Source organism: Planotetraspora thailandica (assembly GCF_016863335.1).
In the GTDB taxonomy this organism is placed as follows: domain Bacteria; phylum Actinomycetota; class Actinomycetes; order Streptosporangiales; family Streptosporangiaceae; genus Planotetraspora; species Planotetraspora thailandica.
Map to the genome: position 1 here is coordinate 1 of NZ_BOOR01000100.1, position 15,582 is coordinate 15,582.

The window sequence follows — 15,582 nt, forward strand, 5'->3', positions numbered from 1 at the left end:
AGCGCCACGTGCTCGCCGTCGTCGGCCAGACCGCGGAAGGATACGGCCTCGGCCACCGCGCTGAACCCGTCGCCGAACCGCAGGGGCACACGCACCCGGGTTCGTACGACGGCGTCCGCGTTGTGGACCGACGCGAAGAGGGGTTCGCCTGGGACCACATCGACGTAGATGCCCGGCTCCTTTGAGTTCCGGAACTCGTTTTCCAAGGGCGGCTCGGTGACGTCGTCCTGGGTGACCGCCCGCGGTCGTGGCGTCAGTCGCTCGACTGCCTCGGGCGTGCGTTCATTTGTCTGTGCCATGGTTCTAGCTCCTCGCTGTGAGGTTTGCCTTCTCGTGTTGTTTGCCAAGGAGTCCGTGCTGCTCTGTACGCGGACCTCGCGTGGCGGGGAATCTCTTTGAGGCCTAATTCCGGCCCGCCATGACGCCGCCGTCGACGTTGAGGATCGCGCCGGTGACCCAGCTGGCATCGTCGGAGAGCAGGTAAGTCACCGCAGAGGCAATGTCCTTGGGCGTTCCCACACGGCCGAGCGGGTGGAAGCCGTTGAAGCTGTTGAGCGTGGCCTCGAACTGGTCCTTGGGTACGAACGCCTCGTACAAGGGGGACGCGACAACGGCAGGCGCCACGGCGTTGACGCGGATCTTGTGCTCCGCGAGCTCCATGGCCAGGTTGTGGGTGAGCGCATGGAGGGCCGCCTTGCCCATCGAGTAACCGGTCGCGGGGGTTGCGGCGATGGCTTGGTGAGCCCACATCGAGCCGATGTTGACGATGGCGCCTCCGCCGGCACTGATCATGCCTCGGGTGACGGTCTGGGTGAGGAAGAAGGCTGACCTGGCGAGCTCGAGGTAGGCGTCATAATCGGCGCCCTCGTAGTCGAGGAAAGCCTTGGGGATGAAGAAGCCGGCTGAGTTCACCAGGAGGGTGGCGTCAGCGTGCTCGGCCGCCAGCGTGTCCTGGACCCGCCTGACGTCGTCGCGGTTGGCAAGATCGGCAGTGATGCCCCATGCCTCCCCGTTCTGGGACAAGGTGTTGACAGTGTCGTCCACGCGGGCCTGGTCGCGGCCGATGATGACGGCCGAGCCGCCGGCCGCGATGACGTCTTCAGCACTCTGCCGTCCCATGCCGCTGCTGCCGCCGACGGCGATCAGTTTGCGGCCTTTGAAAGCACCCATGCTTCTTCACTCCTTTGCGATGAGGCTCGTGCCGCAGCTGGCGTCTGAACTAGAGATCCTGCTGGGTACGTCTTGGTGAGTGACAGGCTCGCGGCAGGTCTTACATGCCAGGTCGTCGGAGGTCTAGAGGCCAGCCGGCATCTCGCTACGCGACGACGCGGATGACCGGAGACGACCCGGGGAAGAAGCCGGATAGGCCCCTACGATCGCGGGCGCTGACGGTCCGCGGCCAAGACGTCGGCTCGCTCGATGAACCAGGAGTGTCTCCCCACACGATGGTGCCGTCTGGGGAGCGGGCCAGGTGCCGGCCCCGGCATCGAGAGTGGTGTGGGCGGCAGCAGTTGCGGTGGTGCGGGATGCTTCCTCAGCAGGCCGGTGGTGCGGCGTTGCTCTCTACCTGCGGTGCTGAGGAGGAGGGGCCGGGTCGCGCTATTCCATGAGGGCGGCGTAATCGACGGCCTGACCGGGGGCGAGGACGACGTCGAAGTGGAGGCTGGCCCACGGCTTGCTCTGCAGGTCGCGTCCGTCCGGGGTGGGCTCGTCGGCGGAGTGGTGGGACCAGTCGCAGATCAGGGAGTCCTTGACGCCGAAGACCGCATCCTTGGTCGGCTTGTCGAGCTGTTCATCGCCGCGGACGAAGACGTGCGTGACGAGGGTGCGGTAGCCGGGCGCGGTGACCATGAAGTGCAGGTGTGCCGGCCGGTACGGGCTGCGCTCCGTGGCCTTGAGCAGGTCGCCGACCGGGCCGTCGTGCGCGATGGCATACGGGGTCGGGAGAAGCCCCCAGAACCGGAACTCGCTTTTCTCGTCGGCGAAGAGGTGGGCGCGGCCGTAGACGCGGCCGCCCTCGTGTTGCACGTCGTAGAAGCCTTCCGCGTCGGCCTCCCACACCTCGATGCGGGCGCCAGGGATGGGCTCGCCATCGACGCCCCTGATGGTGCCCTCGACCCAGGCCGGCTCACCGGGAGCGCCGCCGGACATATCGCCGCCGTTCTCGATGAGCGGGGCGCCGTTGACGAAGAAGGGGCCGAACACGGTGGCCTCGGTGGCGTTCCTGTAGATCTCGTTGTTGACGGCGACGGTCTGCATGGAGACACCGAGCACGTCGCTGAGCAGCACGAACTCCTGCCGGTGCGGAGTGGTGATGTGGCCGACGCGGGTGAGGAACTCAATAGCGGTGTTCCACTCAGCCTCGGTGAGCCGCACCGTGCGCACGTACGAGTGGAGGTGCTTCACGAGCTCCCGCATCAGGTACTTCGTGCGCTCGTCGGGGGTGTTCTCAAACGACTGCACAACTTGGGCGATGAGGTCTTCTTCGCGGGAGGTCTGCTCGGGCGAAGTCTGGTCGGTCATGGTCTCAGGCTTCCTTTATACGATCTGCTCGCCGACCCATGCGGCACGCAGAATGCCTTCCAGGTCGGACACGGTCACCGGTCGTGGGTTGGACGGCGGCACCGCGGGCAGGGCCAGCTCCGCTGCCCGGCGGATATCGGACTCCTTCAGCCCGATGGTGGCGAGTGAAGCCGGTGCGCCGAGCTCAGCACGCAGCGCGTTGAGACCGGCCGCGGCGTTCTGCACGCCGAGCAACTCTTGAACGCGCTCGGCGGCATCCGGCGCGAAGGGGGCGTTGAACGCGGTGACGTACGGCAGCACGATCGCGTGCGTCTCGGCATGCGGCAGGTTGAACGCCCCGCCGAGGGCGTGGCAGATCTTGTGGTGCAGCCCTGAGCCGGCCGAGGCGAACGCGACCGCGGCGAGGTAGGCGCCGTACAGGGTCTGCTCGCGCGCGTCGAGGTCACCGGGGTCGGCGATCAGGCCGCGCAGTCCGGGGAAGAGCGCCCGCAGCCCCTCGGTGCCCAGCGCACGGTTGATCGGGTCGGCGCGCGGCGCCCAGAACCCGTCGACGGCGTGCGCCACCGCGTTGAGGCCGGACGCCACCGCCAAGGTCGCGGGTAGGCCGACGCTCAGCGCGGCGTCGTAGACGACGACCTTCGGCAGCACCCTGGGGTCCACTCCCGTCGTCTTGCGCTGTCCCTCGGTCATCCCCCACACATCGGTGGCCTCGGACCCGGCGAACGTCGTCGGGATCGCCACGATCGGGACGCCGGTCCTCAGCGCCACCGCCTTCGCCAGACCGGTCGCCGAGCCCCCGCCGATAGTGACGATCGCGTCGATGTCGGCGGCGACCGCGGCCGCCGTCGCCCTCTCGGCGTTCTCGACGGGGACATGCTGCACGATCTCATCGATGCGCCGCACCACCGGGGCGCGCTCGGCGATGGCGTCGGCGAGCGCAATGGCGAAGGCATCGTGAACGAGCAGGATTCGCCGCGCCCCGAGTTCCTCCACCGCCGCAACCGCATTGTCGGCGGCTGCGCCCGTGCCGAACAGGATGCGCTGTCCCAAAGTCACATGGTCGAACATCAATGGCATGATTTACACCGTACTGAGCATTCTCTGGAGCGAGTCGAGCAGCGCCGCCTCGAGCTCGTCCACCATCGTCAGGCTGCGCCAGGCCACGATCTTGTCGGGACGCACGAGCAGCGCGCCGTCCTCCTCGATCTCGCACAGCCGCGCCCAGTCGAAGTAGAGGTCGGTCGCCTCCTGGCCGGGGCCGATGACGACGGCCTTCAACGGGATGCCGAGCTTGTCGGCAACCGCCGCTGCGGCATCCGCCCACGCCTGACCTGCGATGCCGGTGAAGAGGGTGAACTGGGTACTCGGCGCGAGGTCGAGTGTCGACACCTTCTTCTTCATCGTGCCGACCCACGCGTGCGGCAGCGGTGAGCCGGGCACCGTCGAGGGCGTGTAGTAGAGCTCGGGGTCGCTGGCCGGGGCGGGCTTGACCGAGCCGTCAGAGACGACCGCGGCCGACTGGTAGAACTGCCCGAGCTCGACGCCGTGGGCGTTGAACTCGTAGTGCTTGAGCTCCATGGCGTCCTGCAGAGCCTTACGCTTGGCGCGGCCGACCGGGGTGTTGAGCTTGCGCTCCTCGATCGCGGCGATCATCTCGGCCTCGTTCGCCGCGGTGGTGACGCCGAGCGCGTCGAAGAAGCCGCCGAACTCACGGCTGGACTTGTTGGCGCGCAGCACGATCTGCTTCGCGACCGGCGCACGCTCGGCCGAGTATGTCTCCAGCAGCGCCTCGCCCGCCCATCCCTTGAGCACCGCGGCGATCTTCCAGGCGAGGTTGTAGGAATCCTGCACCGAGGTGTTCGAGCCGAGGCCGTTGGACGGCGGATGCCGGTGAACCGCGTCGCCCGTGCAGAACACGCGCCCCTTCTGCAGGTGGGTGGCGTACATCTCGTTGTTGCCCCAGAGCGACGTGCCGGTGATCTCGGCGTCGAGGTCGGGCATCCCGAGCAGCGAGCGTACGACCTCCAGCGCGGCGGCGTTGTCGACCTCGGGCGGCGGCTGGGAGATGTCGTAGCCCCAGACGATCAGCCACTCGTTCCACGGGCGGACCATCCGTACGAGGCCCGCGCCGATGCCGCCGACGTTCGCGCCGGGCTGGACGACCCAGTAGAGCACCGACGGCCGGTGGCCGACGAACTCCGTGAGATCGGCTTTGAAAGTGATGTTCATCGAGCCCGCGACGTCCATCTGACCCTCGAACGGCAGGTCGATGTCCGCGGCGACCTTCGAGCGCGCACCGTCGGAACCGATCAAGTACTTGGAGCGAATCTTGTAGTGCACGCCGGTGACGCGATCGAGCACGGTGGTCGTGACGCCGGCGGCGTCCTGCACATGTGAGACGTACTCGCTGGAGTAGCGGGTCTGGGTGCCACGTTTGGTGGCATTGCTCACAAGCACCGGCTCGAGGTAGTTCTGTGGCACGTCGCAGTTGAGAGTCGGGGACCCCGCAACGTAGTCACCCTTGCGCTGCGGGCCAGTGCCCCATGTGCGGATGCGCCCGAACTCCTCGCCCGCGATGGAGGAGCAGAACACCGTGTCGCCCATGAGGTCGTGCGGGGTCGATACGGCTTTGATCTCCTCCTCGATGCCCATGTCGCGGAAGAACTCCATCGCGCGCTGGTTCGTGATGTGCGATCGGGGGGTGTTGGCCGTCCAGCGGTACTTGGTGATCATGATGTTCGGGATGCCGTACGTCGACAGCGCGAGCGCGGCCGACGCCCCGCTCGGACCCGAGCCCACGACGAGCACGTCGGTCTCGGCGATCCCGCCCGACGGCAGTTCGGTTTCCTTGATCCCGTCATCGAATGCTTCCATCTGCGCCTTCCATAGCTATTGGATCGAATTGATCTCTGTGACACAGAGCGTGATCATGAGCACCCGTACGTACCGCTCCCCCGCCGAGAAGAGGACGCCGCGGACACACGCAACGACATCATTCGCGCGGCCCTGGAGCTGTTCGGCAACGAGAGGCATCGGGCCACATCGACATGTTGTACGCCGCCATGTCGGTGCACGACGACGCCGATACGTTGTGGGGACGGGCGATGGCCGACGGCGTTCGGGACGGCGGAGGGGCGGGCGAGCCTCCCGCCGAGGTGGCGGCGTCCCCAGATCAAGGATGCGATCTTCATCTGCGAGCGGCCGATCACCGTGCGTCGGCCATGCGGGCAAGGACGTTGGCCGGCGTCTCGCCACGCGCGTAATCGCGCAGCTGACGCAGGATGAAGTCCAGCGACGTACGGGTGAAGGCATGGGTGAACGCTCCGATGTGGGGTGTGATCACGACCCCGGGCAGGTCCCACAGCGGGTGGTCGTGGGGCAGGGGTTCCGGTGCGGTCACGTCCAGGGCGGCGCGCAGCCGCCCATGCTGTACCTCTCGCACGAGCGCCTGCGCGTCGACCAGTTCCCCTCTGCCCACGTTGACCAGAACGGCTCCGTCCTTCATCAGGGCCAGCCGGGAGGCGTTCATCTGATCACGTGTGTCATCCGTCAGCGGTACGCACAACACCACGGCGTCAGCGCCGGGGAGGAGTTCATGCAGTTCCGCGACGGCGCGCACGCGGCCGTCCATGCCGTCGCGAGCCGTCCGCGCCACCCGCACGACACGGCGGCCGTGCTCTCGCTGTGCACCCCGCGCGCCGTGGCGACGGCTCCAGGTAGTCGTGCCCGGAGCTGAGCACCTGGAGCACCCCTAACCGCTCGATACGGGGCAACAACTTGCTCTTCGCAGCCCCCGTTGACCGTTCACGGTCAAGAAGATCGCGGCCTTCGCAGGCGTCGCGAGGATCTCCTGGGCGAGATCTTGGAGGTTCGTCTGTCGAATCTGCTGTTCGGTCATCGGCGTGATTGGTCAGATCTCGATCCGAACCTGGCGCCCATCGAAAGCGACATAGCCACTGAAGTCGCGGCCAACTCGGGCCGCCGCCGACTCGTTGATGTCCGGGTAGGACCAAGCCCCGTCCCTGAGCACCGTCTCGCCGACCAGGATGTCGTGATACTGCGCCCTCCCCTTCCAGGGACAGGTGTAGGGCGTTGGGCTGTCGCGGAGCACGCCGGCCACAACTGAGTCCGGCGGGAAGTAAGCATTCCCCTCAATCCTGACTACCGCCTCGTTCGCAGCCTCTGCCACGACGGTCTCCCCAACCACTGCCTTCATTCCGTTTCCCCTCATCGATCCTTTGGCTGGCCACATTCGCCCTCGTGACTGGCCGAGTGGGCACCGGGAAGCACCCACCCCGCACCCCTCGATAGCCTCTCCCAGTCGAGACCACCGGCGGAGGCGACGGGCCGTAGCCGGGCGCTCGAGTTGGTGCAGTCAGAGTCTGCTTGCGCATTCAACTAGACGTTGGTATCGGGAAGGGCTCTCCTTCTTACCCGTGTCCTGAGAACACGCAGCCGGCGGAGGAGGAGTGAGCTCATCGCGTTGGCCAGCCGGCGGTCGCGGTTAGACGGGACCTGGGGTGAGCAGCTCGGCCGACTCTCTTCCAGTTCAGGCCCGTACATGAGGTCGCGAGGGCCGCGAAGCCACGCGAGATTGTCACCCTTAGCTCTCTTCCAGACCCAACCGTCTCCAGTGGTGTGCGTCTCACGGTCGGGTCGATGACGGCAGCAACCTTATGGTGGACTATTTCGTCCAATATGGGGTTCAGCTGCAACCGGTGTCAACGCGCACACAGTCCGTCGAACGCACTGCAGTCGCAGTTTCTCACCCCGATCAACCATGAGAGGGGCCGTTACGAGCGTGTTAGATTGCGGAACTTGGACTATATAGACCAGACTCCGACGAGGTGGCCGAGAGAAAATTGCCGTCGATCAACGCCCTGGCCGGCCGTGTCTGGGTGCGACCAGGCGAACCGAGAAGGTGACCCCCATGGCTGATGGCAGATGTTCCGACGTGGTGCGATTCGGCGGCGATCTCGGACTGGCACCTGAGCACCTTCAGGATTCGTTGGCCGCCCATCTGGCTAACTGCCCCGACTACGCGTCGTATGTCTCACAGATCGCCACGACTCGCGAGCTCCTTGGACGGCACTCTGGTCCCGGCGGCATCCAGAACGCCCTGGCCGACGACGCGATGCCGGTGGCAGGAGAGGGCGCCGAGGCCTTGCGAAGTGCTCTCCTCATGCGTGCCGGACTGCTTGACCCTGCAAACGCCGAGGACCTTGCCCAGCGATCGCTGGAAGTGGGCCTTGCCCAACACCGCAGAGATTCCCGCCCACGAGGGATCGTCGAGCTGACCAAAATCATGAACGCACTCAATGATGCCCAGATGCGGCTGGACGGCCGTACAACGCCCGCCGTCGACGTCACCGCGGCTGCCCGAGCTCTTCTGCCCAGGCGAAGACAGGATCGACGGGTGGATCGATAGCCCGAACCAGTGGTGCCGCGCTGGCCGGCTCAGCGCAGGCACTCGGACTCGACGAGCTCTCGGCAACAGCCCCTTGGCACGCGCCCGGAACCACGTCCGTGGCCGTCTCGACGAGCACCTGCACGGTGCCGAGTCAACGGCGCAGGGCGTGCCCCGGTGAGCCAAGAGAGCCCATCTGGCGGCTACGCCGGGGGCGGCGCCCTCCCGTCAGAAGCGCAGCCACATGCACCGGGCCTTACTCTCCAGATGCAGATCGTCTGAGCGAGCAGAGCACCATCCGACCCGAGGAGGAGCATGTCGGGAACAGCATCCGACCTTGAGCGTATTCGTTCCGAGATCACCGCGGATCCCGACAATGCCTGGGCTGCAGCGGCGAACTACCAGCCGCTATACGTTGCCGACGCCGCGGCACGCATAGCGATTGTGGGACAGGCGCCCGGACGCAAGGCACAGGAGTCGGGCATCCCGTGGAACGACGCAAGTGGAGCCCGTCTCATCGACTGGCTCGGAGTCGACGAGACAACGTTCCGCGACCCATCACGCTTCGCCCTCCTGCCGATGGACTTCTACTACCCCGGCAAGGGGCCGCACGGTGACCTTCCTCCCCGCCAAGGCTTCGCAGCCCGATGGCACCCGCGGATCCTCCAGTCGATGCCCCACATTCAGCTGACGCTGCTCATCGGCAGCTATGCGCAACAGCACTACCTAGGCACTCGCGAGTCGCTCACGGAGACAGTTCGACGGTTCGCGGACTATCTCCCGGCAGTCCTGCCGCTAGTGCATCCGTCCCCGCTCAACTTTCGATGGCTTGCGAAGAACCCCTGGTATGAGGCAGAGGTCCTCCCCCAGCTACGTCGGTGCGTGCGAGCGGCCCTGGCGTAACTGGCGACCCAAGACCGCGAGTTCAACCGGGCCGTCTCAGACCTGCGCGGTCGAGAGCCGCCGAATGCTCGGCGGTCTTCAGGTAGTCCTGTGCGTGGCCGCGCTCGATGGCCTGGCGCAGCAGGTAGGTCGGCTGCCGTAGGCCAGGCATTGGGTGAGCCTCGTTCCCTGCTAGCCGGCAGCGGCCGCGACGGGATGGCCGTGGGTCGCTTCCACGAGCGGCTCATGCCAATCCATGTTCCTCATGTGCCTGCTCCACGGCTCCGAGTGCTGCTTCCCGGCTCAGGGCGCGGGCTTTGGGGTCGGACAGCTCGTTTGCGGGTCGCAGGGATCTCCATAGGAGCGTGGCCGCATACGTCCGGTAGGGCGCCCATGCGGTCGCCATTTTCCGCACGTCCTCCACGGTGGGCAGTTCCTTGAGCGGCCACGCCTTGGCGATGGCGCGACGGATGCCGACGTCGCCGGCGGGCAGGATGTCGCTGCGGTGGAACTGGTGGATGAGGAACGTCTGTGCTGACCACAATCCGATGCCTTTCACCGCGGTCAGCACGGCTATCGCCGCGCTGTCGTCCAGGTCGGCCATGTCCTCAATGTCGATGAGCCCGCTCACCTGCCTGTGGGCAAAGTCGAGCACATATGCCGCCTTCGCACGTGACAACCCGCACTCGCGCAACCGGTCAGCCCCCAACGAGATGACGCCGTCGGGTGTGGGGACACCGCCGACCGCGGCCGCGATCCGGTCAAAAACGACGAACGCCACGACGGCGGAGATCTGCTGCCCGACGATATGCAGCGTCATCGCCGCGAAATTGCTCGACCCGGTACGGCCGCCGTCATGCCATTCGAAAGGGTCCGGATGACCGTACTCCTCGACCAAACGCGCGAGGACCGGATCACGATCGGCGAGGATCCGGTACCGGCGCCCATAATCGCTGTTCATGATGACTCCCATCGTGCTGCGCCTCTGATCACCGGCCCGACAGGCACGGGCCGCGGGTGCGAACACCGTGGCCGGCAGTGTGTGGAAGGCAATTCGAGGCGTCCATCGTCGAGCCGGGCGCCTCGGGGCCACTTTTGATGTCGACAAGGTCCCGCCTTCTCGCGGCCTCTGCACATTCCCAGCCCCGCGCAAGAGGTCAAGCGGCGGCGACGCAGTCGATTTCGATGTCGAAGGGGCCGGGCCATGCGGGAACGCACACGAAGATCCGCGCGGGTGGATCACTGGGGAAGTACCGGCTGTATACGGCGTTGACCGCGGCGAACTTGTCGACGGATGTGCAGTACACGTTGGATTTGAGCACGTCGTCCAGGGACGATCCCACCGTCTCTAGACAGAGCTTCATCTGCTCCAGGACGAGTTCGGTCTGGCGCTCGATCGAGGCGCCCTCCACCGGTTACTCGCAACTCCCGGCGTCTTAATCGTCTACGTCGTCGGTATCGAGGGTGCGAGCCTGCGATAGGACCGACGGGAGTGGGATTACGAGCGCCTGGCCTCTCGCAACGCCTCTGCCGCCGTGACCAGGGCGGCCCCCAGCAGCACGATGTCCTTGATCAGGAATTGGCCGACAAGGGACAGCTTCGGTTCCCTGCGCTTCTCCTGCCACGCCTCTGGTGTGGTGACCAGGAAGCTGAGGGTGGTAGCGAACATCCCTGCGGCTGCCAGACTGCCGAGCGCAGACGCTCTGGGAGCGAAAGGCCTGGCCGCGATTAGTGATCCGAACAGGATCTCGCTGATGCCGATGAGCCGGGCCAGCCGCCGCTCGCCGTACCTGGTGGCAAGGCGCGCGAACGGCGGGCTGGAGACGATCATTGGGCGGATGTTGTCCACTTCGTAGTCCTCGAACTTGAGCCGTCCGATCAACAGCAGGTTGAGTACCAGTCCGAATCGGAGCGTCGCGGCTCCCGCGGTTTGCAGGTTCTGGGTTGTGGTGTCTCGTCCTCCCATGCTGCGATCTCCCTTCGCAATGGGTTTCCTGGGCGACTCCGAGGCAAGTCTCGTGCTCACTGTGCCCAGTTCCGCCGGAGTGTCGGAAAGTAACGCGCAGCGTTCACTTCGACCCGTCGTGAACCTGACCGACATTCGGTCGGCTCTTCGCTCTGGCGGTGTCTCGAACGTGCACGGCAAATGCATCTGCGCGGCTGTGCCGCTCGACTGGACACACCCGCGTCGATCAAGATGCGAGCCACAGCCCTGGTGATAAGCCGCCGCCCACACATTCAGGTTAGGACCCGATAGTTTCGGCAGACATCGAAGTGTTCCGTGCCTCGTGTCGCGTCGCCAGCGGGCGGCGAGGCGTGTTTCGACGTATACCCGGCTTGTGTGATCGCTACCTTCTGCGGTGCGACGCCTGGTCAATCGGTGACGGGCCGCTCGCACGCGCCCGTTATCGGCGGTGGACACGTATTTCGGCACATCCGTGCGTACGTGGCCTACGAACGCCATCGCTGGATGAGCTGGTCGGCCAGGCCAGGCAGGTCCGGTGCGACGAGATTGGGCTGGGGCAGCGAGGCGACGGGCAGAGGCGCGTTGCCCGGCCGGGTGATCAAGCCCGCGGTGTAGCTGGCGCTCTGGGCGCCCACGGTGTCCCAGACATGGCAGGCAACCATGAAGCAGGCGGATGGCGGCACCGCCACGACCTGGGCGGCCAGGTGGTAGACCTGCGGGGCGGGCTTGTGGGCGCGGACGGTCTCGACCGTGAACTGCCGCTCGAAGAACTGTGCGAGACCGCCTTGCGAAGGCAGGCGGCCAACTTGCTACCCGGATCTTCTCGGCGCGGTCGTCATTCCAGCTGAACACAGCGGTCATGCATCCTCCCCGAGCGACCAGGTGCCGGAGAGGGTGGCTCACTGACGGTCCAGTGCGGTGGGTGACGGCTGGTCCTACGGCCCAAACGAAGCAAGGCCAAGATCGCTAGCGCGGACCCTGGCCTCTGAAATGGGGAAACATGGTGGGCGATACTGGGATCGAACCAGTGACCTCTTCGGTGTGAACTAACCGGCCAGCCGACCATAGCGTCCAACCCGCCTTCGCAGCTTGCCAGTGGCCAGTGCCGCGTCCTTTACAACGTAGATTCGCTTCCGTTTGAACACCGCGCGCACGACGAACCACGAGACCGGCGAATGCGCCGACACTCTGGACAGACATCTGTCACCGGACGACAGCCACCGGGACGGCAGGCTTTGATGACATCACGGTGACAGAAAGAAAAAAGCCACAGCATCCGATCTCGGATACTGTGGCCCTGACCTGCTAAGACAGCGCCGGGACGACAGGATTTGAACCTGCGACCCCTTGACCCCCAGGAAGTAGGTTTAGGTCTTTTTGCAGCTCAACCGCCTTCAGGTAGCCATGCACAACGTCTAGCGCGGCTACGCGCATGACGTGTGGTCCCCATGTGGTCCCCACGTATTGACGGGTACACACGCCGTCTCGCTCCCCTATCGGCGTCGCCACGCCTTACTGCCAGGAGGCTTGGGCGTCCCCATCTGAGACGTCATTGAGTGGGGTTACCAACTTCGGGTCGAAGTATGGCCAGGCGCCCGCCCTCGCCCGATGAACCGGCCGAAAGTACGATCGTGCACGCCGTGAACCCTTCTTTCGACCGGTGCCGTCCCCCCGGGGCGGCCCTGCACGATGAGGCATGCCACGCGAAGATCTCCCCCAGGATCCGCACCCCAAGGGTCCAACCAGCCATCCCAGCGCCCGTCTCCCGCACGACGGACCCGCCACCGCCGCACCCGCCTCCGGCACACCCCGGACCGCTGCGCTCAGTCCGCCCCGAATCATCGCGCTCGACGTGCTGCGCGGGCTCACGCTGTGCGAGATCCTGCTCGCCAACATCCAGCTGATAGCCAACCACGGCACCGCCGTCGTGACGCTGCCCATGGGCGACTGGGACCCCTGGCTCGGGCTCCCGACCTTCTCCCTGCTGTTCGGTATCGGGTTCTCGCTGCTGCTGGATTCCGCCGTGAACCGCGTCCCCCGCCCACGGCTGGTCCTGCTGCGCCGGCTTCTGGCACTGCTCGCGATCGGCCTCGTGCACATGCTGCTGTGGCCGGGCGAAATCCTGACCAAGTACGCCATCGTCGGCATGCTGGTGCTGCTGCCCTCGACCTGGCTGCCGCGGTGGGCCGTGGCCGGCCTCGCCGCCGCGCTCGTCCCGGCGGCGCTGTTCTTCGGCGGGGGCGGGCCCCTGCTGATCGCCGGACTGTTCCTGCTGGGCTCGACACTGGTCCGATACGGGGTAGTCGAGAAGATCGACCGGTCCACCCGAGGGCCGGTCCTGCTGGGCCTGGTCTTCGCGGCCGGGGTGGCCTCTGCCCGGTGGGTACAGGCCAACGCGCAAACCGGGGCAGGCGCGACGCAGTCGTCTTTCACGTCCAGCCTGGCCGATCTGCTGCTCGCCGGTGTGTACGTATGTGCCCTACTGGTCCTGTTCAGAACGCCGCTGCGACCGGCTCTGCAGGCCGTCTTTGCGCCATTGGGCCGGATGGCACTGACCAACTATCTGACCGCCACACTCCTCGTTCTGGCGGCCAGCCACGGCCTCGGCCTGCCGATCGGCCAATCCTTGACGGCGGCGTACCTGGCCGCGGGAGCCATCCTCGCGGCCCAGTGGCTGTTCTCCACACTCTGGCTGCGCCGATATCGCCAGGGCCCCATCGAGTGGCTCTGGCGCTGGGCCACCTGGGCCCACCGCCCGCCCCTCAGCCGGGCCAGGACGTGATGAGCTCGGGACCGGCCCGCGCGGCACGGTAGAACAGCATCCCAAGCCCCTGGTGGTGACGGTGCTGATTGTGGTGATCCGTTTGTCTACCAGGGGATTCTCTACGTCTTCAGACGAACGCCGGGCTCGCGATCATGCTGTCACCAGCAGACGCCTGCCAGAGGATAAAAAGGGTTCATGGTGCCAAGCCGCCCTTAAGGATTACCCGAAACATGACTTCTATGACCGGATGTGGTCAAATGCATCATGGGATCGCTATCGAATTCAAAGTTCTCAAGTGGTACTCTCGGCTGGAATTCGCGCAGAGAACGCGCGAACCACTTCACTGAAGGGCTCTTGGTAAATGAAGCTCAACAAGCAAGTCGCGCGTATCGGCCTGTCGGTAAGTGCGGCACTCGCCGCTGCATCGGCGGTCGCGTTCACGGCACCGGCCACAGCGGCGACGGCGGCATCGGCAGCTTCTTCTCCTGCCTCGGTAGCCATGTCATCGGCATCGACCGGCTCAACGGGCGTGCCGTCTCTGCTGAGCCGGCAGGCCCGTTCGGATGCGGAGTTACGCGACCAGATCGCACTTCAGATGAAGATTGCCCCGGGGGGCAAGCAGACGAGCATCAACGAGGTTTCGTACAACAACGGTAAGTTCGTAGTCACCTACGCTCTGCCTGGGCAGCGCGCCCTCGGCGTCGCTGACTGCCCGGCCGGCTGGTTCTGCTTCTACCAGGACATTAATTTTGGCTACCCACGAGGCAAGCTTTCGGACTGTGGCTGGCAGGATCTCAGAACTTATGGTTGGGGTAACCGCATATCCTCGGCCGATAACAGCATTGACTTCAGCGCGATTGACTACTACGACATCAACTACGTGAACCTCTTCACCAACTACAACCCTGGGGCGATCTCTTATGTCGGAGACGCGGCGAACGATAAGGCAGTGTTCGTGGACCGCGTCTGGTGTTAATGAACCGCGTCTGCTGAACTCACTGCGTACATACCGAAGGTCTAGTTAGTCAAGCTTGCGAAGCCCCGGAAAATTCAGCCCCCGGGGCTTCACTGAGTCATTTACAACCTGATCTTGCAGGTGACGGGCCTGTTGCGAAGCGGCTGAGATGATCCACAAATAGCGAAGCCCCTCCGGCGCGCCGTTCATGCCAGGCGGTGAACCCTGCCCGCCCGGCATGACCGTGCGCCGGTTCGCCGAAGGGGTGAAGGCAGATCTATGCCTTCACCGGGTCGGCTCGGGCTCGCTCCTACTTCTTCAACCCGAACCCACCGACTGTGGTCGTGAGGTTGTCGGCCAGTATCTGGCGAATCTGCTGGCCATGCGGGGTGGCCCAGTCCTTGGCGAGTTCGCCGAGGACCGCGGCGGTGGTGGTCAGGATGACGCCGGCCTGCATCATGCGCAGTCGCGCCGCGTCGTCGGAGACCTGGAACACTGACCCTCCGGCGTCGAGCACCGCGTAGACCTCGTACCCGGCCTGCTTGGCGCTGAGGGCGGTGTAGATCAGGCAGCCGTCGTTGGTGGTGCCGGCCATGATCAGGGTCCGGCGGCCGGTGGCCTCGACGGCCCGCACGAAGTTCGGGTCGTCCCAGGAGTCGATGATGCCGGTGCGCTTGATCCGGTTCGCGTAGGCCTCCGGGTTGATTTCCTCCAGCCCGGGCATCCACCAGTCCTGGTTGTCGTCCTCCGTGCTGCTGGTCCAGACGTTGGGGATGTCGAGGACCTTCGCCGCCTTCACCAGCGTGATGCTGTTGAACTTGGCAATGTCGGGCGACTGGGTCTTGATGAACCCCATCGAGATGACCTGGTGGTCGATCAGGATCAGAGCACTGTCCTGTGCCTTCAGGTTTGACATGGTTTATAACTCCAATTCGGTATAGCGGACCCGGGTGGATTCGCGTCTGGCTCCCGCCGAGCTCTCTTCTGGGCGGGAAGACATTTCGGGTAGGACTCCGTCGGCCGGCCGCCTGAGAGGGGTGTCAGGTGGTGGAGGGCGCCGCGCAGCTGTCCGGGGTGCACAGGTC

Annotated in this window: 17 protein-coding genes and 1 tRNA gene; 4 read left to right on the forward strand and 14 right to left on the reverse strand. The window is 65.6% G+C overall.

The window, feature by feature from the left end:
- The 7 genes from Pth03_RS42390 to Pth03_RS40550 form a co-directional block, all read right to left on the reverse strand.
- A partial coding sequence (locus Pth03_RS42390) for a peptide-methionine (R)-S-oxide reductase (protein WP_239119791.1) occupies positions 1-299 on the reverse strand: 299 nt, incomplete at its 3' end.
- A 103-nt stretch (positions 300-402) separates the two neighbouring features.
- Positions 403-1,170, reverse strand: a complete 768-nt coding sequence (locus tag Pth03_RS40525; RefSeq protein ID WP_203949843.1) for an SDR family NAD(P)-dependent oxidoreductase — start codon at positions 1,168-1,170, stop codon at positions 403-405.
- Positions 1,171-1,599: 429 nt separating this feature from the next.
- Complete coding sequence (locus Pth03_RS40530; protein ID WP_203949844.1) at positions 1,600-2,523, reverse strand: hydroxyquinol 1,2-dioxygenase; 924 nt, start codon at positions 2,521-2,523, stop codon at positions 1,600-1,602.
- Between the two features lie 15 nt (positions 2,524-2,538).
- Positions 2,539-3,600 (reverse strand): maleylacetate reductase, encoded by a 1,062-nt coding sequence (locus Pth03_RS40535; protein ID WP_203949845.1) that lies wholly within the window; start codon positions 3,598-3,600, stop codon positions 2,539-2,541.
- Positions 3,601-3,603: 3 nt separating this feature from the next.
- Entirely contained in the window at positions 3,604-5,397 is a 1,794-nt protein-coding gene (locus tag Pth03_RS40540) for an FAD-dependent oxidoreductase (protein ID WP_203949846.1), read from the reverse strand.
- A gap of 331 nt (positions 5,398-5,728) precedes the next feature.
- Entirely contained in the window at positions 5,729-6,178 is a 450-nt protein-coding gene (locus tag Pth03_RS40545) for an NAD(P)-dependent oxidoreductase (protein WP_239119793.1), read from the reverse strand.
- A gap of 255 nt (positions 6,179-6,433) precedes the next feature.
- Positions 6,434-6,739: a DUF427 domain-containing protein gene (locus Pth03_RS40550; protein ID WP_203949847.1), complete on the reverse strand. Its 306-nt coding sequence runs from the start codon at positions 6,737-6,739 to the stop codon at positions 6,434-6,436.
- Positions 6,740-7,453: 714 nt separating this feature from the next.
- Between Pth03_RS40550 and Pth03_RS40555 the strand changes: the two genes are divergently transcribed.
- Both Pth03_RS40555 and Pth03_RS40560 read left to right on the forward strand, forming a co-directional pair.
- Positions 7,454-7,951, forward strand: a complete 498-nt coding sequence (locus Pth03_RS40555; RefSeq protein WP_203949848.1) for a hypothetical protein — start codon at positions 7,454-7,456, stop codon at positions 7,949-7,951.
- 294 nt (positions 7,952-8,245) lie between these two features.
- Entirely contained in the window at positions 8,246-8,833 is a 588-nt protein-coding gene (locus Pth03_RS40560) for a uracil-DNA glycosylase family protein (protein WP_203949849.1), read from the forward strand.
- Between the two features lie 22 nt (positions 8,834-8,855).
- On the opposite strand, the gene Pth03_RS42305 is transcribed toward Pth03_RS40560, so the two are convergent.
- The 6 genes from Pth03_RS42305 to Pth03_RS40585 all read right to left on the reverse strand — a co-directional run bounded on the left by Pth03_RS42305 (position 8,856) and on the right by Pth03_RS40585 (position 12,210).
- Positions 8,856-8,984, reverse strand: coding sequence for a hypothetical protein (locus Pth03_RS42305; RefSeq protein ID WP_275413294.1), 129 nt, complete (start codon positions 8,982-8,984; stop codon positions 8,856-8,858).
- A 72-nt stretch (positions 8,985-9,056) separates the two neighbouring features.
- Positions 9,057-9,773: a DNA-3-methyladenine glycosylase family protein gene (locus Pth03_RS40565; protein WP_203949850.1), complete on the reverse strand. Its 717-nt coding sequence runs from the start codon at positions 9,771-9,773 to the stop codon at positions 9,057-9,059.
- A gap of 196 nt (positions 9,774-9,969) precedes the next feature.
- Entirely contained in the window at positions 9,970-10,224 is a 255-nt protein-coding gene (locus Pth03_RS40570; RefSeq protein ID WP_203949851.1) for a RidA family protein, read from the reverse strand.
- A gap of 86 nt (positions 10,225-10,310) precedes the next feature.
- On the reverse strand, positions 10,311-10,778 hold the full coding sequence (locus Pth03_RS40575; protein WP_203949852.1) for a DUF417 family protein: 468 nt from the start codon (positions 10,776-10,778) through the stop codon (positions 10,311-10,313).
- A gap of 485 nt (positions 10,779-11,263) precedes the next feature.
- Entirely contained in the window at positions 11,264-11,575 is a 312-nt protein-coding gene (locus Pth03_RS42310; RefSeq protein ID WP_203949857.1) for an HAD-IA family hydrolase, read from the reverse strand.
- Positions 11,576-12,090: 515 nt separating this feature from the next.
- A tRNA-OTHER gene (locus tag Pth03_RS40585) sits at positions 12,091-12,210 on the reverse strand.
- A 264-nt stretch (positions 12,211-12,474) separates the two neighbouring features.
- Here Pth03_RS40585 and Pth03_RS40590 point away from each other — a divergent pair.
- The gene (locus Pth03_RS40590) at positions 12,475-13,560 is read left to right on the forward strand and encodes a DUF418 domain-containing protein (protein WP_203949853.1); all 1,086 of its coding nucleotides are present in this window, start codon (positions 12,475-12,477) and stop codon (positions 13,558-13,560) included.
- A gap of 343 nt (positions 13,561-13,903) precedes the next feature.
- Positions 13,904-14,518 carry a peptidase inhibitor family I36 protein gene (locus tag Pth03_RS40595; RefSeq protein ID WP_203949854.1) on the forward strand — a complete coding sequence of 205 codons (615 nt, stop codon included), beginning with the start codon at positions 13,904-13,906 and terminating at the stop codon, positions 14,516-14,518.
- A 289-nt stretch (positions 14,519-14,807) separates the two neighbouring features.
- Here the strand turns inward: Pth03_RS40595 and Pth03_RS40600 are convergent, their stop codons facing one another.
- Complete coding sequence (locus Pth03_RS40600; RefSeq protein WP_203949855.1) at positions 14,808-15,413, reverse strand: isochorismatase family protein; 606 nt, start codon at positions 15,411-15,413, stop codon at positions 14,808-14,810.
- Positions 15,414-15,582: the final 169 nt, after the last annotated feature.